We start from the raw sequence: 22179 nt of genomic DNA on the forward strand, positions 1-22179 counted from the left end.
AATTGAGTTTAAATAATAAGAACACTTGGTTTTTGAATAAAAAGATCAAGAAAACACAGCTGCCTGCTTGACCGGAACTTTCTAATGGGTGACCCCTTTAGTTCTCAAATATGAAAGATATCAAGAATAGAAGTATCAGAAAAATCCTTATCCTCTTAAAGAAAGCCATTTTTTTATATTCTTCACTGCTGATTAGCTCACTATATTTGTTGCCAGACTTAATTGCTGACTTGATATCTTCAAACGTTATTTTGCTATCTTGAAGTGCTAATCTAGCATAAATCTGAGATGCAAAAATACCTTCTAAATACATAAGAACCAGAAAGCCAAGTACACAAACTATTGTAAAAATCAAAGGAGTTTCCTTCCAATAAGCCATGTATGATTTACAAAACCATAGGCAGCATAGCCGACGTTTAAACCAGTACAAGCCAGTACAAGCCAGTACAAGCCAGTACCAATGTCGGCTCTTGCACCGTCACCAGTAAACGTAAAATCCCCTTTACCAAGAAATAATTGTGGGGATCCCTCAGGACTTATCCCCTTGATTAAAGTTTATTCAAGTTATAGCTTAGGCTGTTCATGTTCCATTGAGCTGAAGTATAATTTGTGTAATTAAGATCAGTTGGTATTCCATAGTTCGTGTCATTAATATGTGTAACCACCACTTTTAATCCTTTTGAAATAGCAAGTTGCACCTCACGCTTAATCCATGGACTATTATGAGAATTTTGACCAATAATAAAAAGTGCTTTATCACACCCTTCCATTACACTATTGATTTCATTGTCTATAGCATTTTCACCCTGCGATGATACATCTCTTGTAACATAAACAAATTTCCCATCAATGCTACCACCATTATTTTGCAGCATAGAGCTAACTGCCTTTACTATCTCTTGATCTGTGAATTTATATGAAACAAATATATTTTTAGCCATTAGCTACAACTCCTATTATTTTTAAACTTATCTCTTGGGTTATTTATCCACTTGATATGGGTTTTTCTCCTATCAAATGCGGCATCAATAGCATTCGTCAATGTGTCTTTTCTTTTAGGGTACTCCATAGTTCTAGCGTAACAATCTTCTGGCTTACCGTCCTTTTTTAAGTTCAAATTCAATCTGTTTGGATAGCCATTACCATTGTAGCTAGGTAATTTTATTCCCAACATACCATTAGGAGTAACCTTTTCACTGTTTCTTAATGAGGATTGCAACTCCCAATCAACATATTTTCGGGCCCAAGTGCATTTACCCAACATAACTAAAGTCACTGTCGAATCTTTTAAATATAGTTCTCTAATTCTTCTCATAACATAATCGGAATCATCACTATTTATTACATCACCGGGCATTTCTTTCCCAATCCCTCGTGTAATGAAAACATCTTTATCTTTGTCGAATTCTTTAATGAATTCCTTAACTTCATCTTCATCGTCTTTATGATATGAAATAAAACACTTATGCTTAGCCATTATTTAATCACTCCATGTAATTCATTAATTTTTTGTTTATTTTTTTCATAAGTAGAAACTTCCCATTCATCAGGTGATTCAATCATAAACAATGCTTCATATTCTTTATGTTTATCATCGCTTTTTAATACAAAATAGCAGTGAGATAACGTTGCATAAATCCACTTTCTATCAATTCTTGTTTCAATCTCTCCAAATTCAATAATATCCAACAAAGCTGAGATTATTTTTTTGCGTACTTTTTTTGCCTCAAATCTAGAGTGAGCTTGTTCATCTGGATCTTCACTAACATTCGATTTCATATCTAAACAAAGCGCGTAATTTTCACCTGTATAATAGTCATTTCGGATGTTGAAACATTTCCCATAATAACTAATGGCTCGGTTTAAAGATGCTACATCTCCATTTATTAACCATTGAGTTTTATATATAGCCCCCGTAATACCGAGAGTTTCAGGATCACTAGTGGCAACTTCATCAGGCGACAATTCAGATATAATATTTAATGCATCTGTGAGAGCGGTTACAGGGCTAGGGATTTCAGATTTATAAACACTTAATGCCCTTTGCTGAATGAAATATGGTTCATTAGGTGCGCTTTTATGTGCCTTTTCCCAATATTTAGCTGCTGACTCAAAATCACTTTCTTTCATTTTGTTTTTTGCTTTTTCTACAACAGCAAATATTAAACTTTCTTTTTCAGCTAAATCGTCAATTAGTGATATATATTCTTCTTCTGGAAGAATGGGGGGATTAAGATTGTTAATAAATTGATATAAGGGACTATCAATCTCTTGTTTTTTAGTAACATTTTCAATTAAGTCTACAAGATGCTTTTTACACCTCTCGACCTCATCAAAGCCTATGTCTTCGCCCATATGGCTATACATGCACATTCGATTATGGTCGAGATCAAATGGTATTTTCCCATTTTCTTCTTTAAGAATAATAGTTGATTGGGGTCTAACTCCATGTCGAATACCTAGCTCATATATTGCATTGGGGTTATACGTTGTAATGTCGGCTATAACTAAATCAGCTTGCATTAATAAAGCATACATACTTCTATCAATAAGGCCTGAATCTAATATTTCATCGGCCCTGACACATTCATATCCAGCTTCTATTACAGCAGGACGAATGATATTTTTATACGTTTTGTCTAAGTCAAATGTCATTTTTGATTCAGGATCAGATTTTTTACCAAAACCCATAATGACAAAACAAATTTTCTTTCTTGAGCAGTCAATTTCCATATTCAATGTATTCCTGTATGTATTAATAACCAATTATAATTTTGGGATTTTATTTTATTAAACAAAGCCAAATGGGTCAAATTTTGACTTCATACATTATAATTAATTAGCTGTTTATATTCGCCGAAACTCAAATAGGTGTCGGATGGCGCTTCGCTTATCCGACCTACGTTTTCAAATATATAATGCGGGGTTATTGGGCCGTGGGTATTGGAGGTTCGTTGGAGCTCGTTGGGTTTCGCTGCGCTCTACCCAAACTTTTATCTCTTCTTGATGAATGTTCGCCTTAAATTTTTACGCAGACGAAAATGGCGTTGCCTGAGCGCTGTGCCCATGGGGTTATTTTGTCGTAGTCATGTTCAAATATGTGGATTTCGAAGTACGGTTTTAGGGCTTCTTTAAGCTCGGTATAACTAAAAGCAACCATTGGGTGCTCGTCGTGCCATACAAGTGTTTTGTCTGCGGTGGTTTTTTCTATGCTGAGTTTTAATAACTGTTTACTGCCGCTGCCACTATAGTGCCAGCCAGAGCGAAATGTGAAGAAGCTATTTTCGCTTGTTGCGGTGTGCTCTACAAATGAATCGCTGTCGATTTTGTTTTTATCAACCGTGTTAAAGCAAAATATTCCACCTACGTTTAATGCGCTGTGTACGCTAGCAAGGCATTCTTTTAACTTATTAATGCCGTCGCAGTAATGGATTGAATACAAAAAGCAGGTAATTAAATCTAAGTGCTCGGTGACTTTAAATTCACTCATGTTTTGCAACGAAAATTGCGCTTCTGGGCAACGAAATTTTGCTTTATCGAGCATTGGCTGGTTTAAATCAAGCCCACTACTTTTATAGCCGTTATCAATAAAGTGGCGTACATGCGGGCCGGTGCCACATGCTAAATCTAGATGGGTGTTTGCGCCATTACCAAAAATTTGGTGCAGCCTGTGAATAGAATTGCTTTGGGCTTGATAATCTATATCTGCGCACATTAAGTCGTAGTAATCAGAAAGGTCGGTGTAAAGCGCGTTTGCGGACATATAAGCCTAATGGTAAGTAGTAGAATATTTTTAAGTCGCGCATAGTAAACTAGTTATGGCTATTAGCGAAGAAGATATGAGTTTTATGGTTGTCGGATGACGCTTCGCTTATCCGACCTACGTATTTAAATATTATAAAACGTTGTTATAAAACGGTGTGGAAGTGGAGATTTGTTGGGTTTAGCTTCGCTCTACCCAACCTACGTAATATAACTTTAAGCTGGCTTTAACTAATTCCTAAATACTTATGTACTTGTATTGATAAGCGCCAGTTTTTGGCAATACAGGTGTCGATTGCAAGTTTGGTTGCTGATACTTTTTGGCTAATTGGCTGCAAATAAACAAGCTTAGGATTAACGCCTGTTTTAGCAAATAATTCTTCTAGCTCTTCTACGTGCTTTTGCATCGCAACGGGGTGTTTTATCTCATTTGCACGCTTCATGGTGCTGGTAAGTACTTCATAACCGCCGCGCATATTGATTTTTGGCGATACCGTTACCCATGTTTGCTCTGGGGCGAGTATTTCAAACGTGCCGCTGGTTTCTATTTGTGTGCTAAAACCGTGTTCGTGTAATAAGTTACATACTGGATTTAAATCAAACATGCATGGCTCGCCGCCGGTAATTACTACATGCTTTGCGGTATACCCACGTGATTGAAACAGCGCTAAAATTTGCTCTGCACTGGCGTTAGCCCAATGATCTGAGTCGGCTTTTTTTTCTACGGTTTCATCCAGCGATACTTTATATACATTATCAACATCCCACGTTTGCTTGGTGTCGCACCAAGAGCAGCCTACTGGGCAACCTTGCAAACGTAAAAATATTGAGGGTGTGCCGGTAAAACTAGCTTCACCTTGAATGGTTTCAAACACTTCATTAATTTTGTACAAAAGAGATCTCACTTACTACCTAGCAGCCAAATTGCTACTATTAAAAAACCAAAAAGCGCTGTGCAAAAATTGTTATTTAAGCTGCGGCCGTGTAGTATATCGCGCCCTGATATAAACCTCTATTAAAACTAAGAGCAAAACAGATATGACGCAAAAAGTAGTTGTTATTTATTCCGGCGGTATGGACTCGTTTACCGTACTAAATAAAGCCCTGCAACAAGGCCATGATGTATATGCCCTTTCATTTGACTATGGTCAGCGTCATGTAAAAGAGCTTAAAGTAGCGGCAAGTGTGTGTGAAAAATTAAACGTTCCGCATAAAATTGTTGATATTTCGGCGATTAACCAACTTATTGGTGGCTCATCACTTACTGATGATATTGATGTGCCTGAAGGCCATTACGAAGAAGAAAGCATGAAAAGTACGATTGTGCCTAATCGTAATATGATTTTGCTCTCGCTTGCTGTTGGTTACGCGGTGTCACTTAAAGCTGGCAAAGTTTATTACGGCGCTCATTCTGGGGATCATGCTATTTACCCTGACTGCCGTCCTGAATTTGTGCAAAAAATGGATGATGTGTGCCGTATTGCTAACTACGACGCGGTAGAAATTTTTAGCCCATACTTAAACAATACTAAAATTGGTATTTTAACCGACGGTATTGAAATGGGTTTAGATTACAGCCAAACGTGGACTTGTTATAACGGCCGTGAAAAGGCCTGTGGTAAATGTGGCGCGTGCCAAGAACGCCTTGAAGCATTTGCACTAAATAACATTACAGACCCGTTAGAATACGAATAAGCCGCAATTAATTAGTAATACAATTGCTGTAAACAAAAAAGGCCATCATTGATAGCCTTTTTTGTTTGTCAGGTTTTTAAGTCAATGGTATTAATTACAACCAGCGTTTTACGCGCGCTTTATAGGCGGTAAACTCTTCGCCAAATAATTTAGTGAGCGCACGCTCCTCGGGTATTATTTGAAAAAGCGTTAAATAGGCAATAAACCCAACAACACACAATAGCGCCCACAAGGAACTTAACCAAATACCCCACCCTGCTAAAATAAATGCAAAACCTACATACATAGGGTTGCGTGAAATTTTATAAATGCCGCTCGTAATAAGTGTTGACGCTTGCTCTGGTTTATTAGGGTTTACTGTGGTGTTTGCTATTTTGAAGCTCGCTACCCCTGCAATACAAAAAATACACCCTATAATGACCAAGCTTGCTGCTAAGTAGGTAATAAATGCGGTGAAATCAATAACACTGTAATGCGCAATAAGCGCCATTATGCCTGCAAAAAACAGCACAACAATAACGGGAGGTATTTTATTATTTAACATGGCAACTCACTGTATTGACTAAAATATGTTTATTATATGGTGGCTATTAAACAATATCTAAAGTGTATAAATGATGAACACGCTAAGTAAACTATACAAATTAAGTTACAATTGTCAGCTTTATCAAAAGCGCTTAAAGGTTATACTTTAACCATAAACGAATAATAAAATGATAAGGAATGAGGTTATGTCTGGAACTACGATGATTGTACTTATTGTGCTAATTTCGGTTGGCTCAGGAGTAGTTTACGATATGTATAAAAAGCATCTTGAGTTTAAGCATAAAATGCAAAACAACAACAGCGATGCCCATAAACAATTAGCTGAAACAAACGCACAAGTGCTTGCATTAAAAGAGCGTGTACAAACACTTGAGGCTATTGTTACTGATTCGAGCTTTAACGTTAAAGATGAAATTAATAAACTTTGAATTGTTATAAGTAATTTGGATATAAATGTGCATTTTCTGGCTGCTCAATACCGTGAGCAGCTAAAAACCCACCAATAGCTTGCCCGCAGCCCTGTGGTGCTCGCCCACTGTCTATCTCAAAGTTTAACTGATTAGCATGTTGCTTACCCATAGAGCAAAGCCCTACGGTACTTGGCGAGCGCATAGCGATACTTAGGTTACCTATTTGTTCAACCGCAACGTGTTTACTAAAGCGGGCAAAACCTTTGTATTTAAACTGCTCGTTTACGTAGTCGTTACTTGTGGCCACCAATGCCGCAATTAAGCCGTGTAAAAAGCTATTAACGGATGGATCTGCTGTTAAAAACGCAATTGTTTTTTTATTAAACTCGCTAAGCTGGCAATCCTCACACAACAGCTCAACAGTATATAAATATTGCTCGGCTACTTGCTGCTGGCTTTTAAGGTCAATGCTTTTTCCTGCAAATACAATGCGTTTAAGCACGTCATCAACGTTACTTGTAACCGCTTCGCTTTTAACAAGTTCAGGGTTTTGAGCCATTACCGGTAAGTCGTGATGGTTATTAAATGGCGTGCTTGTTGCGCCGCTTTGCATTAACTGAAAAAGCTCTCTTACTTCATGTTCTCGCGCTACTTTTAACGCTAAAAATGCGGTTTGAATAAGCTCTGAGGTAGGTAAGTTTTCCTCTACTATCCAACGTCTGCCAAATAATAGTTTTTTAGCTTTGGCTTCATTAGTAGATGCGCTTTTTTGGTAGTTATCAGGACTCAGCACTGCTACTTGCAGGTAAATTTCTTCACCTTTTTGTGCAGCAAGCACTCTAAAGTGAGCCGAAAATTCAATACTCTCAAGTACTTCGTTTACGCTTTCAAGCGTGTGCTTGTAACGTAAAAAATGCTGTGGCACCACCCAGCTACTATTAACTAACTGCACGAGGGGTGCATAAGAAATAGGTTGCTCGTAACTGTGTTGCCATTTTTGCTCATTGCTAAGCAAATTATTAATGTGACTCTTGTTATCTGACATAAATAAACCAAATAAACTCGCGTTGTGCGATATAAACTATGAACACATTACGTCGTCAATGTCGTAATTAGATCACATGTACGCCCTACTTTTGGGCTTTTTTAACTATCGGTGAGTTCTTGATAGTCTGTTATAACTTTTTGATAGTATGGCTTATCTTTATTGAGCATTTTATTATAATGATTTATGAGTTGCCGTTGGTACATAGCGTGCTCTGTACTAGCAAAATTCCACATTTTATTACCGGTGTGACTAATCTCATTATTGCTACTAAAGCTCACTTCAATCACTTCATAAAAACGTTTGTTGTCGTAAACTATTTGTTCACTTACAAGCCCTAAACCTAATTGCTTTAAACCGACTCGCAACTTATAAGTGTGATGCACTGGGCACAAAATAAAACGAACATTATTTAAATGTTCCACTGCGTTATTAGCAATAATTTGTTGTACTAAACTTAACAACAGCTCACCACCAACACCCGCTATTACAACTACTTGGCTTTTACTTTGAGCAATTTCAATTTTGCCTACATCCTGACATAAGACCTGCCACTGCGGATTTTTATCACAGGTTTTTTGTAATTTATTAATAGATGATAATTGCGCTTCTAAATCGTTCATTAAAGTGGCGACTATATCTACAAAAATAACCTGGCTTGCAGCTGCGCGCTTTAATAGCGCCATGCCTAAATAACCATGGTCGCAGCAACAATCCCAAATAATATCGTGATGCTGCGAAATTAATGTATCAATGGCAGTTAAGCGTTTACTGAGCTTCATTTAAGCAGGTATTTGTGACATTTTATAGACAAGCGCTTTTAAACTTTTATTGCTGTCTACTTCAATAAAACGCTCGGTGGGGGCTAGGCGCTCAACAAATTCAATTGCGCCTTGGGTGTGCTCGTTTATTAATGCCTTAAACGCCTCTTCGCTAAGCTCTGGGCTATTAGCACACAATAACAATTGTGTGGTATCGCAAAGTAGCTCTGGCAATCTGCGCAGCACTTTTTGATAGTCTTTAGTTAATATAAAGCTGCCTTTTTGAAAGCTTGGCGGATCAACTATTATTAAATCAAACGGGGCTGCTTTTTTTAGTTTTCCAAACGACTTTAAAATATCGTGCGGTAAAAAACTTACGCCGCGCTCAAAACCATTTAGCTGATGGTTTTGCTTGCCGACTTTAAGTACGCCTTTGCTCATATCCATGTTCATTACATGATCTGCCCCGCCTTGCATGGCTGCAAGCGAAAACCCACATGTATACGAAAACAAATTAAGCACTTTGCCATGCTTGCTGTTGGCCATTACAAACTCACGGCCGCTGCGCATATCGGGAAATATTCCGGTATTTTGACGGCTCTGTAAATCAACCAAAAAACGAATGCCGTTTTCAGTTACAACATGCGGGTTAGGTAATTGCCCATAAACCACGGTGTTTTGGCTTTGTACGCCAGCGCGTTGCTGGTACACAAGTGAGCTAATAAGCTCTGGCTGGTTTTTTTGTGCCCACTGCCACACAACATCGGTAAGCTCGCTTAGTGTTTGCTCGTCAATTTCGTCGTACGAAACCAAAAATAAACTGGGCGGGTAAAAGTCTAAATTAATATGACTTAACGCTTCGACGCTGTGGCCTCGGCCATGAAAAACACGACACAGTTCATTTTTTAAAATTGGCGCGTCTTCAAGCGCAGTAATAAGAGGAGTAAAGTTTGCTGTCATTTTTAATTAATCAACTGTTGTTGTAGTTCATGTATTTCATCGCGAACAGAGCCCGCTTTTTCAAATTCTAGATCGCTTGCGTATGCATGCATTTTGGTTTCTAACTGCTTAATTTGCACTGTAATTTCTTTCGCACTAAGTACCTTTTTAGACTCTTTACGAATAAGTTTAAGGTTGTCTTTAGGGGATGCTTCTTCGCCTACATCCATTACATCAAGTATTTTTTTAGCCAGAGCATGAGGCTCTATGCCGTGCTCAACGTTATATGCATGCTGAATTTCGCGCCTGCGTGCTGTTTCGTCCATTGCTTTTGCCATTGATTTTGTAATTCTGTCGCCATATAAAATAGCGCGGCCATCTAAGTGACGCGCAGCACGGCCAATGGTTTGTATCAGCGAGCGAGCCGATCGTAAAAAGCCCTCTTTGTCAGCATCAAGTATGGCAACAAGTGCCACCTCTGGCATATCAAGGCCTTCTCGAAGTAAGTTAATGCCCACTAACACATCAAACACGCCCGCACGTAAATCACGAATTATTTCAACTCGTTCTACCGTATCAATGTCTGAATGTAAGTAACGCACTTTTACGCCATGCTCACTTAAATAGTCGGTTAAATCCTCAGACATACGCTTTGTAAGTGTAGTTACAAGTACACGTTCGCCCTTCTCTACACTTTTATAAATCTCTGATAAAAGATCATCAACCTGATCCCCTACTGGGCGCACTTCTATAAGTGGGTCAAGCAACCCTGTTGGACGAATTACTTGCTCAGCAATTTCGCCTACGCAACGCTCTAGCTCAAAGTCGCCAGGCGTTGCCGATACATAAATAGTTTGTGGTGCTATGGCTTCAAACTCTTCAAAACGCAGCGGCCTGTTATCCATTGCTGAGGGCATTCTAAAACCATATTCAACAAGGTTTTCTTTACGGCTTCTGTCGCCTTTGTACATGGCGCCAATTTGCGATACGGTTACGTGCGATTCATCAATAATCATTAATGCGTCGTCTGGGAGGTAATCAAGCAACGTAGGCGGCGGATCGCCTGGCGTGCGACCCGATAAATAGCGGCTGTAGTTTTCTATACCTGAGCAATAACCTAGCTCCCGCATCATTTCTATATCGTATTGCGTACGCTGTGTTACGCGTTGCTCTTCTACTAATTTATTAGCACTGAGTAACTGCGCTCTTCGATCTTTTAGTTCTTCTTGTATTTTATCGATAGCCCCGAGTATTTTCTCACGCGGGGTAACATAGTGTGTTTTTGGGTAGATAGTGGTGCGTACTATGTGCTTTTCGATAGCACCAGTAAGCGGGTCAAAAATACTTAAGCGCTCTATTTCGTCATCAAACATTTCTACGCGTACGGCATAGGTATCTGACTCGGCAGGAAATATGTCGACCACTTCGCCACGCACGCGATATGTACCACGGCTAAAATCTACATCGTTACGGGTGTATTGTATTTCGGCGAGGCGGCGTAGCATATCGCGTTGATCGACTTTTTCCCCGACTTTTAAAAGCAGCATCATTTTCATGTATGATTTAGGGTCACCCAAACCATAAATAGCCGATACCGATGCCACAATAATGGTATCGCGGCGCTCAAGCAGTGCTTTGGTCGCACTTAAACGCATTTGTTCTATATGCTCATTTATCGAAGCATCTTTCTCGATAAATGTGTCGCTTGATACAACATAGGCTTCTGGCTGGTAGTAATCGTAATACGATACAAAGTATTCAACGGCATTTTTAGGGAAAAACTCTTTCATCTCACCATATAACTGAGCAGCAAGCGTTTTATTGTGCGCCATAATTATTGTTGGACGATTTAAATCGTTAATAATATTAGCCATGGTAAAGGTTTTACCTGTACCCGTAGCACCTAATAAGGTTTGGTGTGCAAGCCCCGCTTCCAACCCTTCGCACAGTTGTTTAATCGCGGTAGGCTGATCGCCTGCTGGCTTAAAATGTGATTTTAACTGAAAATGATCGCTCAACTATTGCACTCCCGTAATGATTGACTGCTCAACGCATCGAGCTCTTTCATAAACCATTTATATGCCACCATTGCAGTAAATAAATTACCCAGTGCCGCACCAATAAATAATCCAATTAAACCAGCTAGCTCATTACCTATATAAGCAAACGGTAGGTAAAAAACAAATAAACGAATAGTACTTAAAAACAGTGCATTCATTGGTTTATGTAAAGCATTAAACGAAGAATTAGATAATATGATCACCCCTTGCAAACCGTAGCTAAACGGAATGGTGTAAATAAAGAGTTTTATCACATCAATTACCATTTGTTCTTTACCAAACATTTGACTAATAAAGCCTGAAAAAACAATAAGCAAAATATAAATAGCAAATTGCCAAATCATCACAAATTTTAAGGTACCAATATAAGCATCTTTTACTCTGCATAATTTACCCGCTCCAAAGTTTTGGCTCACAAACGGGGGTAATGTCATCGACAAAGCAAGTACAAGAATACTGGCTATAGATTCTATCCGGCTGCCTACCCCAAATGCGGCGACGGCTTCAGGTCCGTGATGTGCAACCATAGCGGTCATCACAGCCATTGCAACCGGGGTCAACATGTTTGCGCCTGCGGCGGGTAAACCTATTTTTAATATTTTACGAATAGCGCCTACAACCGTTTGCGACCCGGCTTTTAAACTCAACAACCGTTTTTTTACTATTAGTAAATATAAAATAATAACAACAGCCACTCCCCATGCTATTACACTTGCAATAGCGGCACCTTGAATACCTAACGCAGGAATAGGGCCAAAACCAAATATAAGCATAGGATCGAGAACCGCATTTATAAGCCCCGCCCCGCCCATTACAATACTGGGCGTTTTAGTATCGCCACTGGCACGCAGTACCGAGTTACCAATCATTGGGGTTATTAAAAATACGCTACCGATAAACCATACATTCATGTATTCGTGTATTAAAGGAAGTACCTGCTCACCTGCGCCTAATAACGTAAATATGGGGTCGATTAGCAAATAGCCAATAAACGATAAAATAAGCACTAAAACAAAAGCAACCAATATTGAAACGCTTGCGTCAAAACGCGCTTCATCTATTTTGTTGCTACCTAAAGCTTTAGCTATAACTGCCGACGTACCAATACCTAACCCAATGGCTAAGCTAATAACTGTAAACGTAACAGGAAACGTAAAACTAACTGCAGCCAATGGCTCTGTGCCTAATAAGCTGATAAAAAATGTATCAACAATATTAAACATCATTAACGTGATCATGCCAAAAATCATCGGAATGGTCATGGTCTTTAATGTAGGCAAGATAGGATCGTTTAGTAAATCTGGGCGAGTCTGAGTTTTTGAAATTGCGCGCATGAAATAAATAAGCCTCTTTTACTGAGCAAATCATTTTAAAGCATCAAGACAATTCAAGCCACGGATTTATCAACAGATTTGAAGGAAACATAAAACTAACTATTCGACAAAACAGTAAAGATCTATTTTTAGATATTTTTGCTAAAATTGAGCACTAAGCCGCCAAAAAACAATTAAAACACATTTTAGTTACTTTTCTTTACAAACCCCCGTTCATTACTGATGCATTTTCACACAAAGACATGCTTTATTTTATCGTAACGAAAAAATTCTCTCATCGAGTTAGATGATTTAAATTGATAATAGTAACCTGTTGTTTTTTAATGAAATAAAAATAGTGATTTAAAAGCTTGAAATCGTTGTAGCACTCTAAAATGCTGGTGCCGCTGATGTTCTTAAAGTTTCATAAACAGAGTTATCCACAGAAACCGTGGATAACTCATTCAAGCCCGCATTTACAAAGGCTTTTAGAGTGATGCTTTTTTCACTCAGATCTGACTTATTACAAATATTCAATTTATCGCGTTTTTCTGGTTTTAGAGCAAAAACCATCTCGACATATAAATTGCCTTATTAACTTGATTATCTTCTTGTGAAAAAAATGAAAGTATAACGCAACGTATTGATTGTATTATTTTTGAGCTCTGACAATATAATCACCATCGTACATATAAGTTGTAAAAAATAATTCACTTCTGTGATTATCGAAAATCAATTTAAAACTTTTACTTTTTTGACAAAACAGACCAACAATAAAAAATACAAACGTTACTTTTTATATTTTGTGCGTATTTTTTACAGCTAAGCGGTTTAACATTGTATTTTATTTGCTCAAAGAACTAAGAAAGGCGATCTCAAAAATCGGCATATCGTCTAAAATCGTCACTCTATTTTTTAAAAGGTTCTTTAAATGAAGTCACAAAACACGCAGATCGAACATAAAAACAACGAATAACCACCTTTTTTAAATTTATAACTTTTATATGTTGACACTTTGCGGCGCGGTCATTAATATTTCGCCCCGTTGAAAGGCAAGACGCTTCCCCCTTAGCTCAGTTGGTTAGAGCGACGGACTGTTAATCCGCAGGTCCCCCGTTCGAGTCGGGGAGGGGGAGCCAAGTTTTTCAACCATAAACGATTCCCCCTTAGCTCAGTTGGTTAGAGCGACGGACTGTTAATCCGCAGGTCCCCCGTTCGAGTCGGGGAGGGGGAGCCAATTCTAATAATTTCATAGACATTCATTCTAAATTCCACTACCCTCTGTTTTATAAATAAAAAAACAAATCGCGCTAATAATTTGCTCTGATTTACTAATCAGGATTTCATTCCTTCCCTTTTGAACTATTAAAAGACTGAAAAAATGGCTGGCTTTAAAAAACTTATCTTTATACAAATAATTTCTTGGTTATTATGTGTTGCAGCTGGAAGCTATTTCATTTCGGTAAGCTTTGATAATGCAGTAAGTGAAGCTCAAAAAAATGCGCAAGCTAGCGTTACCAACTATATAAACGACCTTTCTTTTGACGATAATTTAGTACAAAATTTAAAAAAATCATTGGCTGATGGTAAAACGTTCTCAAGCTTTACGTTACGAGATTACCAAGGCGCAGAAGTATTTAACGTTAACTCCCCTATTGACCTGCCACTATTTGCAGATTTTATACAGTCTATTTTTAACTCTGCCCGACCGCAGTTTGCGGTAAATAAGGCTGCAGATATAAAAGTTGAATTTACAGTTAATATTCAACACTTAGCTGAACAACTTCAAATATCACTTTTTATTATTATCTTTATTTCCGCTGTTTTAGTAATTATTCCTATTATTTTGATGCAATCTATTTTTTATCAACTAAATAGAAGTATCAGCATGACCGTCTCTGACGTTATCGATGTTTATATCAACCAAAACCAAGCCGGTGAATTAGAAACAGTGCTAGATAGCTCTAAACTGAAAAGCTTAGGAAAAGATTTAGTACCAAGTTTTAACCGCTTATCGCACTTTCTTAAAACAAAAAATGAATATATACAAAGTGAAGCGCTTAGTATTAAACACGAAGCATATAAAGATGTAATTACCGCGCTAGGTAATCGTAATATGTTTGTTGAGTACTACGAAAAAAATATTGAAAATAGCGAACAAAGTACTTTTGGTTCATTAGCAATGATTCGCTGTAGTGAGCTGCAAGCAATAAATCAAAGCCGTGGCTATCAAAAAGGTGATGAGTACGTAAAGGGTGTGGCTGATATAATTAAACATATAAGTGGCACGTATGCTGGCAGTCAATTATTTAGATTAAATAGTTCTGATTTTGCTGTTGTACTTCCCCATATACCACTTAAAGAAGCCGAACGCTTTGGCGAAAACTTACAATCTCGTTTCACTCAATATCAGCAGAATCAAGAATTAAGCTCAGTGGCTAATACCGGTATTGTTGGTTATGAAAAGGGTAAGCCGTTAGGCGAACTTCTCTCAGTTGTTGATAATGCGATGAGTATGGCGCAGTCTAAGCAAATTAATGCATGGCATGTACAGCGTGAATCCGATCTTGTAAATAATGTAAGTGCTGGGTTTGGTAATCAAAACTGGCGTAAAGTGATTAACGAGGTTATTGAGTCCAAACGAGTTCATTTGGTTATGCAAAATATTATGCCGCTTGGTAAAAGTATTAAAGCATACGCTGAAATTCAAGTTCGCTTTAAAACAGAAGATAATCAAGTTCTGCCTACAGCTTCATTTTTAGCTATGGCTGAAAAGCTTGGTATGGCAGTTGATATAGATAAATTAATTATCGATTCATCACTTGAAAAAGTTAAAAGTCGTAACCTTTCTGAAAAATATTTTGGTTTAAATGTCACGGCTTCAAGTGCTCATAACGATCAGTTTGTAATTTGGTTAGAGCGTCGCTTATTAAAAGATACCCATATTGCATCAAAACTTATTTTTGAAGTGAGCGAGTTCGGCTTACAACAAAATATTAAAGCAAGTAAGCGCTTTATTGATATGGTTCACCGAGTGGGCGCACGTGTAACTGTTGAACGTTTTGGTGTTGGTTTAACCTCATTTAAGTTTTTCCGCGATTTAAAACCTGACTTTATTAAAATGGATGCCAGTTATACTCGCGGCCTAGAAGATGATAAAAACAATCAGTACTTTATGCGCTTAATGGTCGATTTAGCCCACCGCATTGGTGTTAATGTTTTTGCCGAAGGTGTTGAGAGCCAAGAAGAAAAACATATTATAGAAACCTTGTGCTTAGATGGCGTGCAAGGTTATTACATAGAAAAACCTAAAGATATCTAAACCAATTAAGCAACATTGACTAATTTAAAAGAGCACTTGTTGCTCTTTTTTGCTTTGTAAATCATAGTACAGTTATTTGGTGGCACCACTAACACTGCAAAGTAAAATGAATACTATACCAATCTGCTTATGTATGGGTCTATTTAACGTTAAGAAAATCATGCTAGAACTAGGCTAAATTTTTTGTATCTAGTTGTTCTAAATAAAAATTTTTAACGACGTTATAGTGCAATTTAATTCGTTAAATTGATCAAAGATTTATGCAGGTTGGTATTACATAACCTGAACACTGGCTAAGGAATTTACTAACGTATTGAGCCATGGTGATATTTAAATTTATTTTCTCTAGCCAGAGATTTTCAGTGAAAACAAGGCTAATTTACACGTTAATAGCCAGCCTATATACAAGTAAATTCAACGCAGTTAGTGCTTAATTTACTTGCTCGGGATAGATTTATTATCCAGAGCTCAGGTTACATACGAATCACAGTATTTTTACATCTTTGTTGTTACCCCATAAATTAATATTGTTTATTTAAATGATAATCACTGCATATGTTGTTAATCACACCAGAAAAAAGGATAATACACAGGATTTTTATAGCGTGAGGCTCGCATGACTGAATATGTCTTGTTATTGATTGGTACTGTTCTGGTTAATAACTTTGTATTAGTACAATTTTTAGGCTTATGTCCTTTTATGGGTGTATCAGGAAAACTTGATACGGCTATTGGTATGTCTTTGGCTACCACTTTCGTGCTTACGCTCGCCTCCGTCACCAGTTATTTAGTGAATCAGTATATTTTAATCCCACTCGACATAGAGTTTTTGCGCACAATGAGCTTTATTTTAGTAATTGCCGTTGTGGTGCAATTTACCGAAATGGTGGTACGTAAAACCAGCCCAACCCTATATCGATTATTAGGAATATTTTTACCACTTATAACCACTAACTGTGCTGTATTAGGTGTCGCTTTACTAAATATCAAAGAAGATCACTCATTTTTACAATCGGCAGTGTATGGTTTTGGCGCTGCGGTTGGTTTTTCGTTAGTGCTGGTATTATTTGCAGCATTACGTGAACGTTTAGCAGCAGCTGACGTACCCACTCCTTTTAAAGGCGCCTCTATTGCCATGATAACCGCAGGATTGATGTCGATGGCGTTTATGGGCTTTACCGGATTAGTGAAATTTTAATATGACCTTGTTTTATGCCTTAATTGCGCTTGGCTCGTTAGCGCTGGTTTTTGGGTTGATTTTAGGATTTGCCGCTATACGATTTCGCGTAGAGAGCAATCCCATTGTTGAGCAAATAGACACCATTTTACCGCAAACCCAGTGCGGACAATGTGGCTACCCAGGTTGTCGCCCCTATGCTGAAGCAATTGCAAATGGCGATGAAATAAACAAATGCCCACCGGGTGGCGAAGCTACCATGAAAAAGCTTGCCGGCTTAATGGGAGTTGATGAAAAACCACTTGCCGGCGGCGAACAAGCAGAGCCAATAAAAACGGTAGCCTACATTCGCGAAGACGAATGTATTGGCTGCACTAAATGCATTCAGGCTTGCCCTGTTGACGCTATTTTAGGCGCGACTCGCCAAATGCACACGGTGTTAATTGATGAATGTACTGGCTGCGATTTATGTGTTGAGCCCTGCCCTGTAGATTGCATTGATATGCTGCCTGTAGCCGAAACTAAACAAAACTGGAAATGGCAGCTAGATGCTATTCCTGTTACACAAATAGATTAGAGGTTTGAGTGGATAAGTTACTTGAACAAATAAAAAAAGGGGTTGTTTGGCCATTTCCTGGCGGCATACACCCACCACAACAAAAATCACTCTCTAATAGTGCTAGCATTACGCGCCTACCATTGCCCGATAAGCTCGTAGTGGCGCTAAAGCAACACATAGGCGCAAACGGTAAGCTGCTTGTAGAAAAAGGACAGCGTGTACTTAAAGGCCAAGCTCTAACCTCCCCTGCTGCAAACTGGTCAGTGCCTGTACATGCTCCAAGCTCGGGTATTGTTACTGATATAGCACCAATGCCTTCTGCGCATCCTTCTGCATTACCTGAGCTGAGTGTTGTTATTGAACCAGATGGTAAAGATGAATGGGTGGCACTTAACCCAATTAATAATCCAACAACGCTTACCCACGACGAACTAATAAATATAATTCATCAAGCCGGTATTAGCGGTATGGGCGGCGCAGGTTTTCCTACTTATGTAAAAGCTGACACAAAGCAACCGATTGAGTTTTTGATAGTCAATGCGGTTGAGTGTGAACCCTATATTACAGCCGACGATACCTTAATGCGTGAGCATGCAATTGAGGTAATTCAAGGCCTTGAACTCATGCAACAGTTGCTAAACCCAACGTTGTGTATTGTGGGCATTGAAGATAACAAGCCTGAAGCGATAGTTGCTATGACTAAGGCGGCTGAGCATAACGAAAAAATAATTGTGCAAACGGTCCCGACTATTTACCCATCGGGTGGTGAAAAACAACTTATTAAGCTACTCACTAATCGTGAAGTGCCAAGCGCCGGCATACCGGCTGACATTGGCGTACTTGTACAAAACACAGGTACGTTGTTTGCCGTGCAGCAAGCTGTGTACGAAGGTAAGCCACTCATTGAACGGGTAGTCACTGTAACAGGTAATACTATCCATAAACCTGGTAATGTGTGGGCACTACTTGGCACTGAAATTAAACATTTACTTGATTGCCAAGGTTTTTCACCTGTACCACAGCAACGCGTTGTTATGGGCGGCCCGATGATGGGCTTTACTCTGCCAACAGTGCGGATTGGCATAGTTAAAACAACTAACTGTATTTTAGCGCCTGATCATAAAGAGCTAGCAGAACCCGGCCCTGAAAAAGCCTGTATACGCTGTAGTGCGTGTGCTGATGCCTGCCCTGCTTCTTTATTGCCACAACAATTACAGTGGTTTGCTAAGTCAAAAGAATACGACAAACTACAAGAACACAATTTATTTGATTGTATCGAATGTGGCGCATGTGCCTATGTTTGCCCAAGTGAAATCCCACTTGTGCAGTACTACCGTGTCGCCAAAGTGGAAATAAAAGAACAACAGGCTGATAAAATTAAAGCTGATCGCGCAAAAGAGCGTTTTGATGCACGTAAAGAGCGCCTAGATCGCGAGCAAGAAGAAAGACAAAACCGCCATAAACGTAAACCGGCTGCTAAATCGGCTGACGAAAAACAAAAAGTAGCTGATGCTTTAGCCCGCGTTAAAAACAAATCAGATAATGGCGATGAAAAATCAGCTGTTGCTGCCGCTATAGCCCGCGCCAAAGCTAAAAAGCTCGGTGATCAATCTGCGGAGTTAGAACCTGATAATAGTGAAGTCGCAAAAGAACGCGCGCTACGTAAAGAACAAGCTAGAAAATATAGAGATCAAAAATCTCAAACAGATGAATCAGCCGATACTGCACCTGTTGATGATAAAAAATCAGCAGTGGCTGCAGCAATTGCTCGCGCTAAAGCTAAAAAAGCAGCGCAAGCAAATGAAGGTACTGAGCCAGTCGTTAATGAAGCGCCACAAAGCGAAGCACCTGTTGATGACAAAAAAGCCGCCGTTGCCGCTGCTATTGCACGCGCTAAAGCTAAAAAAGCAGCACAAGCAAATGAAGGTACTGAGCCAGTCGTTAGTGAAGCGCCGCAAACCGAAGCACCAGTTGATGATAAAAAAGCCGCCGTTGCCGCTGCTATTGCACGCGCCAAAGCTAAAAAAGCAGCTAAAGCACTTCAAGATGCAGAAGCACCCGATAATACCGATAATTCATCTAGCTCTATTGACGCTGACGTACCTAAATCAAGCGACGATAAGAAAAAAGCAGCTGTTGCTGCCGCTATTGCCCGAGCAAAAGCCAAAAAGTTACAAAAAGAAGGAAATGATCAGTCATGAAATTAACCATGGCCAGTTCGCCGCATAACCACAGTCATAAATCGTTAACGCGATTAATGCTTACCGTTATAGCTGCGTGTATTCCTGGACTCATTGCTCAAGTTGTATTTTTTGGCACTGGCGTGCTTATTCAGTTAGTACTGGCATTAACTGCAGTAACAGTTTTTGAAGCTGCCATAATGCTGATGCGAAAGCGCCCGGTTTGGCCTGCATTAAGTGATGGCAGTGCGTGGCTAACCGCGGTGTTATTAGCGTTAAGTATTCCGCCTTTAGCACCGTGGTGGATAATTATTATTGGTTGTTTATTTTCTATTGTTATTGTTAAACAATTATATGGTGGTTTAGGCTTTAACTTATTCAACCCCGCAATGGCTGCCTATGTGCTGTTATTAATTTCATTTCCGGTGCAAATGACCTCGTGGTTACCTGTGTCTGAACTATCTAGCAACGCTATAGGATTTACTGAACAATTACGCATAATATTTACCGACTTCACCTCCATTGGTTATAGTTTAGATCAAGTACGCGCAGGTATTGACGGCATTACAATGGCCACGCCTTTAGATACCATTAAAACCGATATTGCACACGGTTTAACCGTTACCGAAAGCATGCAAAAACCATTATTTAATGAATGGGCAGGCCTAGGTTGGATGTGGGTTAATTTAGGCTTTTTAGCCGGTGGTTTATATTTACTAAAAGAAAAAATAATTAACTGGCATATTCCGGTCAGCTTTATTGCAAGTTTAGCGCTGTGTAGTGCAATTGGTTACATTGCTGCACCAGGAACAGAGCCCGGCACAATATTTCATTTATTAAGCGGTGCCACTATGATGGGCGCATTTTTTATAGCTACCGATCCGGTATCAGCTGCCACAACTAATAAAGGTCGTTTAATTTACGGTGCTTTAATTGGCCTACTCGTGTATTTAATTCGTACTTTTGGTGGTTATCCTGATGCCGTTGCGTTTGCTGTTTTGTTATTAAACATTGCAGTGCCGTTGATTGACTACTACACGCAACCACGTACTTATGGCCATGGAGCAGTAAAATGATTATTTCATCAATGGCTAAAAATGGCGCTATTTTAACGGCATTTGCCCTTGTAACCACGGGGCTCGTTGCGTCAATTAATGCATTAACCGCCGATAAAATTGCCGAACAAGAACAGCTACACCTAACGTCTCAGTTGCAAGAAGTGCTTGACCCGAGTACTTACGATAACGCGCTTTCAACCGATTGCGTTATTATTTCAGATGAACGGTTAGGCCCTTATGCTAATCAAATAATTTATCGCGCCCGCAAAAATAACAAACCCGTTGCTCTTGTTGTAAGGCATGTCACACCAAGTGGTTACAGTGGCGATATTAACTTGCTAACGGCCGTTTTAAGTGATGGTACTATTGCAGGCGTGCGCACCACTAAACACGAAGAAACCCCTGGTTTAGGTGATAAGGTAGAAGTTAAAAAATCCTCTTGGATCACCACATTTAAAAGTTTAACAGTGCAAGGCGAAGACGATGCTCGCTGGGCCGTTAAAAAAGACGGGGGACAATTTGATCAGTTCACAGGAGCCACCATTACGCCTCGCGCAGTGGTTGGCTCAGTAAAAAACGCAGTGCTGTTCGCACAGAGTGAATTTGATGCTATTTTTGCCGCGCCTAACGCCAAATGTGCAGAGGTAACTAAATGAGCGAATTAAAAACATTATATAAAGAAGGTGTATGGGTAAATAACCCTGCCCTAGTGCAGCTTTTAGGTCTTTGCCCGTTATTAGCTGTTACCTCTACAATTACAAATGCACTGGGTCTAGGGCTTGCAACACTGCTTGTTTTAGTAGGCTCTAATATTAGTGTATCAATAGTAAGAAACTGGGTACCAAAAGATATTCGTATTCCGGTGTTTGTTATGATCATTGCAGGCTTTGTAACCATAGTGCAGTTACTCATGAACGCTTATACATTTGGGCTTTATCAGTCTTTAGGGATTTTTATCCCGCTGATTGTTACTAACTGCGCCATTATTGGCCGTGCTGAAGCCTACGCGTCTAAAAACCCAATTCACTTATCAGCCTTTGATGGCTTAATGATGGGCTTGGGCTTTATGATTGTGCTGGTCGTTTTAGGCGCAATGCGTGAACTAATTGGCCAAGGTACATTATTCGACAGCGCCGACTTATTATTAGGCCCGTGGGCACAAAGCTTACGCATTGAAGTATTTAGCTTTAATAACCAATTTTTACTGGCCATTTTGCCACCCGGTGCCTTTTTAGGCCTGGGGCTGCTTATTGCAGCTAAAAACGTAATAGACGCACAAATAAAATCAAAACAAATCGCACCGCCAGAGGCTGAAAAAGGCCCTCGAGCACGTGTTACTAGCTTAACTTAAG

Annotated in this window: 20 protein-coding genes and 2 tRNA genes; 11 read left to right on the forward strand and 11 right to left on the reverse strand. The window is 39.2% G+C overall.

Translation table 11 applies throughout. The features are described 5' to 3' along the window. Positions 1–548 precede the first annotated feature (548 nt). The 5 genes from NRL14_RS19465 to queE form a co-directional block, all read right to left on the reverse strand. Complete coding sequence (locus tag NRL14_RS19465; RefSeq protein ID WP_007379107.1) at positions 549–941, reverse strand: toll/interleukin-1 receptor domain-containing protein; 393 nt, start codon at positions 939–941, stop codon at positions 549–551. Further along, entirely contained in the window at positions 941–1477 is a 537-nt protein-coding gene (locus tag NRL14_RS19470; RefSeq protein ID WP_149613609.1) for a TIR domain-containing protein, read from the reverse strand. Before NRL14_RS19470 ends, NRL14_RS19465 begins: the two co-directional genes overlap by 1 nt. Continuing rightward, positions 1477–2733, reverse strand: a complete 1257-nt coding sequence (locus tag NRL14_RS19475; RefSeq protein WP_149613608.1) for a tetratricopeptide repeat-containing protein — start codon at positions 2731–2733, stop codon at positions 1477–1479. The genes NRL14_RS19470 and NRL14_RS19475 overlap by 1 nt, the downstream gene beginning before the upstream one ends. A gap of 286 nt (positions 2734–3019) precedes the next feature. Beyond that, the gene (locus tag NRL14_RS19480) at positions 3020–3763 is read right to left on the reverse strand and encodes a class I SAM-dependent methyltransferase (protein ID WP_033031311.1); all 744 of its coding nucleotides are present in this window, start codon (positions 3761–3763) and stop codon (positions 3020–3022) included. 226 nt (positions 3764–3989) lie between these two features. Beyond that, the gene (queE, locus tag NRL14_RS19485) at positions 3990–4655 is read right to left on the reverse strand and encodes a 7-carboxy-7-deazaguanine synthase QueE (protein WP_002960417.1); all 666 of its coding nucleotides are present in this window, start codon (positions 4653–4655) and stop codon (positions 3990–3992) included. 145 nt (positions 4656–4800) lie between these two features. On the opposite strand from queE, the gene queC reads away from it, so the two are divergent. Continuing rightward, the gene (gene queC / locus NRL14_RS19490; RefSeq protein WP_008136967.1) at positions 4801–5457 is read left to right on the forward strand and encodes a 7-cyano-7-deazaguanine synthase QueC; all 657 of its coding nucleotides are present in this window, start codon (positions 4801–4803) and stop codon (positions 5455–5457) included. Between the two features lie 94 nt (positions 5458–5551). Here queC and NRL14_RS19495 read toward each other — a convergent pair whose 3' ends face one another. Further along, positions 5552–6001 (reverse strand): isoprenylcysteine carboxylmethyltransferase family protein, encoded by a 450-nt coding sequence (locus tag NRL14_RS19495; RefSeq protein ID WP_149613607.1) that lies wholly within the window; start codon positions 5999–6001, stop codon positions 5552–5554. A 187-nt stretch (positions 6002–6188) separates the two neighbouring features. Here NRL14_RS19495 and NRL14_RS19500 point away from each other — a divergent pair, with 187 nt between their 5' ends. After that, positions 6189–6431 (forward strand): hypothetical protein, encoded by a 243-nt coding sequence (locus NRL14_RS19500; RefSeq protein ID WP_010553668.1) that lies wholly within the window; start codon positions 6189–6191, stop codon positions 6429–6431. 4 nt (positions 6432–6435) lie between these two features. Here the strand turns inward: NRL14_RS19500 and NRL14_RS19505 are convergent, their stop codons facing one another. From NRL14_RS19505 to NRL14_RS19525, 5 genes are all read right to left on the reverse strand, one after another. Next, positions 6436–7458 carry a hypothetical protein gene (locus NRL14_RS19505; RefSeq protein ID WP_149606160.1) on the reverse strand — a complete coding sequence of 341 codons (1023 nt, stop codon included), beginning with the start codon at positions 7456–7458 and terminating at the stop codon, positions 6436–6438. A 101-nt stretch (positions 7459–7559) separates the two neighbouring features. Further along, entirely contained in the window at positions 7560–8240 is a 681-nt protein-coding gene (locus NRL14_RS19510) for a tRNA (adenine(22)-N(1))-methyltransferase TrmK (RefSeq protein WP_149606161.1), read from the reverse strand. Beyond that, entirely contained in the window at positions 8241–9179 is a 939-nt protein-coding gene (locus NRL14_RS19515; RefSeq protein ID WP_007378931.1) for a class I SAM-dependent methyltransferase, read from the reverse strand. It lies immediately after the preceding gene. A gap of 2 nt (positions 9180–9181) precedes the next feature. After that, positions 9182–11176: an excinuclease ABC subunit UvrB gene (gene uvrB, locus NRL14_RS19520; protein WP_149613605.1), complete on the reverse strand. Its 1995-nt coding sequence runs from the start codon at positions 11174–11176 to the stop codon at positions 9182–9184. Continuing rightward, positions 11173–12552 (reverse strand): MATE family efflux transporter, encoded by a 1380-nt coding sequence (locus tag NRL14_RS19525; RefSeq protein ID WP_007378929.1) that lies wholly within the window; start codon positions 12550–12552, stop codon positions 11173–11175. Before NRL14_RS19525 ends, uvrB begins: the two co-directional genes overlap by 4 nt. Positions 12553–13593: 1041 nt before the next feature. Between NRL14_RS19525 and NRL14_RS19530 the strand changes: the two genes are divergently transcribed. From NRL14_RS19530 to NRL14_RS19570, 9 genes are all read left to right on the forward strand, one after another. After that, a tRNA-Asn gene (locus NRL14_RS19530) sits at positions 13594–13670 on the forward strand. A 21-nt stretch (positions 13671–13691) separates the two neighbouring features. After that, positions 13692–13768: transfer RNA gene (locus NRL14_RS19535), tRNA-Asn, on the forward strand. 144 nt (positions 13769–13912) lie between these two features. After that, the gene (locus tag NRL14_RS19540; protein WP_149613603.1) at positions 13913–15853 is read left to right on the forward strand and encodes an EAL domain-containing protein; all 1941 of its coding nucleotides are present in this window, start codon (positions 13913–13915) and stop codon (positions 15851–15853) included. A gap of 616 nt (positions 15854–16469) precedes the next feature. After that, positions 16470–17051, forward strand: coding sequence for an electron transport complex subunit RsxA (gene rsxA / locus NRL14_RS19545; protein ID WP_008134172.1), 582 nt, complete (start codon positions 16470–16472; stop codon positions 17049–17051). Position 17052: 1 nt separating this feature from the next. Further along, positions 17053–17607, forward strand: coding sequence for an electron transport complex subunit RsxB (gene rsxB, locus NRL14_RS19550; RefSeq protein ID WP_007379057.1), 555 nt, complete (start codon positions 17053–17055; stop codon positions 17605–17607). An 8-nt stretch (positions 17608–17615) separates the two neighbouring features. Next, the gene (gene rsxC, locus NRL14_RS19555) at positions 17616–19790 is read left to right on the forward strand and encodes an electron transport complex subunit RsxC (protein WP_306725404.1); all 2175 of its coding nucleotides are present in this window, start codon (positions 17616–17618) and stop codon (positions 19788–19790) included. Continuing rightward, the gene (gene rsxD, locus NRL14_RS19560; RefSeq protein WP_306725405.1) at positions 19787–20845 is read left to right on the forward strand and encodes an electron transport complex subunit RsxD; all 1059 of its coding nucleotides are present in this window, start codon (positions 19787–19789) and stop codon (positions 20843–20845) included. The genes rsxC and rsxD overlap by 4 nt, the downstream gene beginning before the upstream one ends. Further along, on the forward strand, positions 20842–21483 hold the full coding sequence (gene rsxG, locus NRL14_RS19565) for an electron transport complex subunit RsxG (RefSeq protein WP_033031810.1): 642 nt from the start codon (positions 20842–20844) through the stop codon (positions 21481–21483). The genes rsxD and rsxG overlap by 4 nt, the downstream gene beginning before the upstream one ends. Then, positions 21480–22178, forward strand: a complete 699-nt coding sequence (locus NRL14_RS19570) for an electron transport complex subunit E (protein ID WP_306725406.1) — start codon at positions 21480–21482, stop codon at positions 22176–22178. Before rsxG ends, NRL14_RS19570 begins: the two co-directional genes overlap by 4 nt. Position 22179 lies beyond the last annotated feature (1 nt).

It is taken from the genome of Pseudoalteromonas sp. 20-92 (assembly GCF_030847595.1).
GTDB classification, from domain to species: domain Bacteria; phylum Pseudomonadota; class Gammaproteobacteria; order Enterobacterales; family Alteromonadaceae; genus Pseudoalteromonas; species Pseudoalteromonas fuliginea.

Coding starts and splice junctions, on each gene's coding strand:
- rsxB (WP_007379057.1), top strand. CDS start 17,053: ATGACCTTGTTTTATGCCTTAATTGCGCTTGGCTCGTTAGCGCTGGTT.
- rsxD (WP_306725405.1), top strand. CDS start 19,787: ATGAAATTAACCATGGCCAGTTCGCCGCATAACCACAGTCATAAATCG.
- NRL14_RS19540 (WP_149613603.1), top strand. CDS start 13,913: ATGGCTGGCTTTAAAAAACTTATCTTTATACAAATAATTTCTTGGTTA.
- rsxG (WP_033031810.1), top strand. CDS start 20,842: ATGATTATTTCATCAATGGCTAAAAATGGCGCTATTTTAACGGCATTT.
- queC (WP_008136967.1), top strand. CDS start 4,801: ATGACGCAAAAAGTAGTTGTTATTTATTCCGGCGGTATGGACTCGTTT.
- NRL14_RS19480 (WP_033031311.1), bottom strand. CDS start 3,763: ATGTCCGCAAACGCGCTTTACACCGACCTTTCTGATTACTACGACTTA.
- NRL14_RS19470 (WP_149613609.1), bottom strand. CDS start 1,477: ATGGCTAAGCATAAGTGTTTTATTTCATATCATAAAGACGATGAAGAT.
- NRL14_RS19465 (WP_007379107.1), bottom strand. CDS start 941: ATGGCTAAAAATATATTTGTTTCATATAAATTCACAGATCAAGAGATA.
- NRL14_RS19475 (WP_149613608.1), bottom strand. CDS start 2,733: ATGGAAATTGACTGCTCAAGAAAGAAAATTTGTTTTGTCATTATGGGT.
- NRL14_RS19570 (WP_306725406.1), top strand. CDS start 21,480: ATGAGCGAATTAAAAACATTATATAAAGAAGGTGTATGGGTAAATAAC.
- rsxA (WP_008134172.1), top strand. CDS start 16,470: ATGACTGAATATGTCTTGTTATTGATTGGTACTGTTCTGGTTAATAAC.
- NRL14_RS19525 (WP_007378929.1), bottom strand. CDS start 12,552: ATGCGCGCAATTTCAAAAACTCAGACTCGCCCAGATTTACTAAACGAT.
- NRL14_RS19495 (WP_149613607.1), bottom strand. CDS start 6,001: ATGTTAAATAATAAAATACCTCCCGTTATTGTTGTGCTGTTTTTTGCA.
- NRL14_RS19500 (WP_010553668.1), top strand. CDS start 6,189: ATGTCTGGAACTACGATGATTGTACTTATTGTGCTAATTTCGGTTGGC.
- NRL14_RS19515 (WP_007378931.1), bottom strand. CDS start 9,179: ATGACAGCAAACTTTACTCCTCTTATTACTGCGCTTGAAGACGCGCCA.
- NRL14_RS19505 (WP_149606160.1), bottom strand. CDS start 7,458: ATGTCAGATAACAAGAGTCACATTAATAATTTGCTTAGCAATGAGCAA.
- NRL14_RS19510 (WP_149606161.1), bottom strand. CDS start 8,240: ATGAAGCTCAGTAAACGCTTAACTGCCATTGATACATTAATTTCGCAG.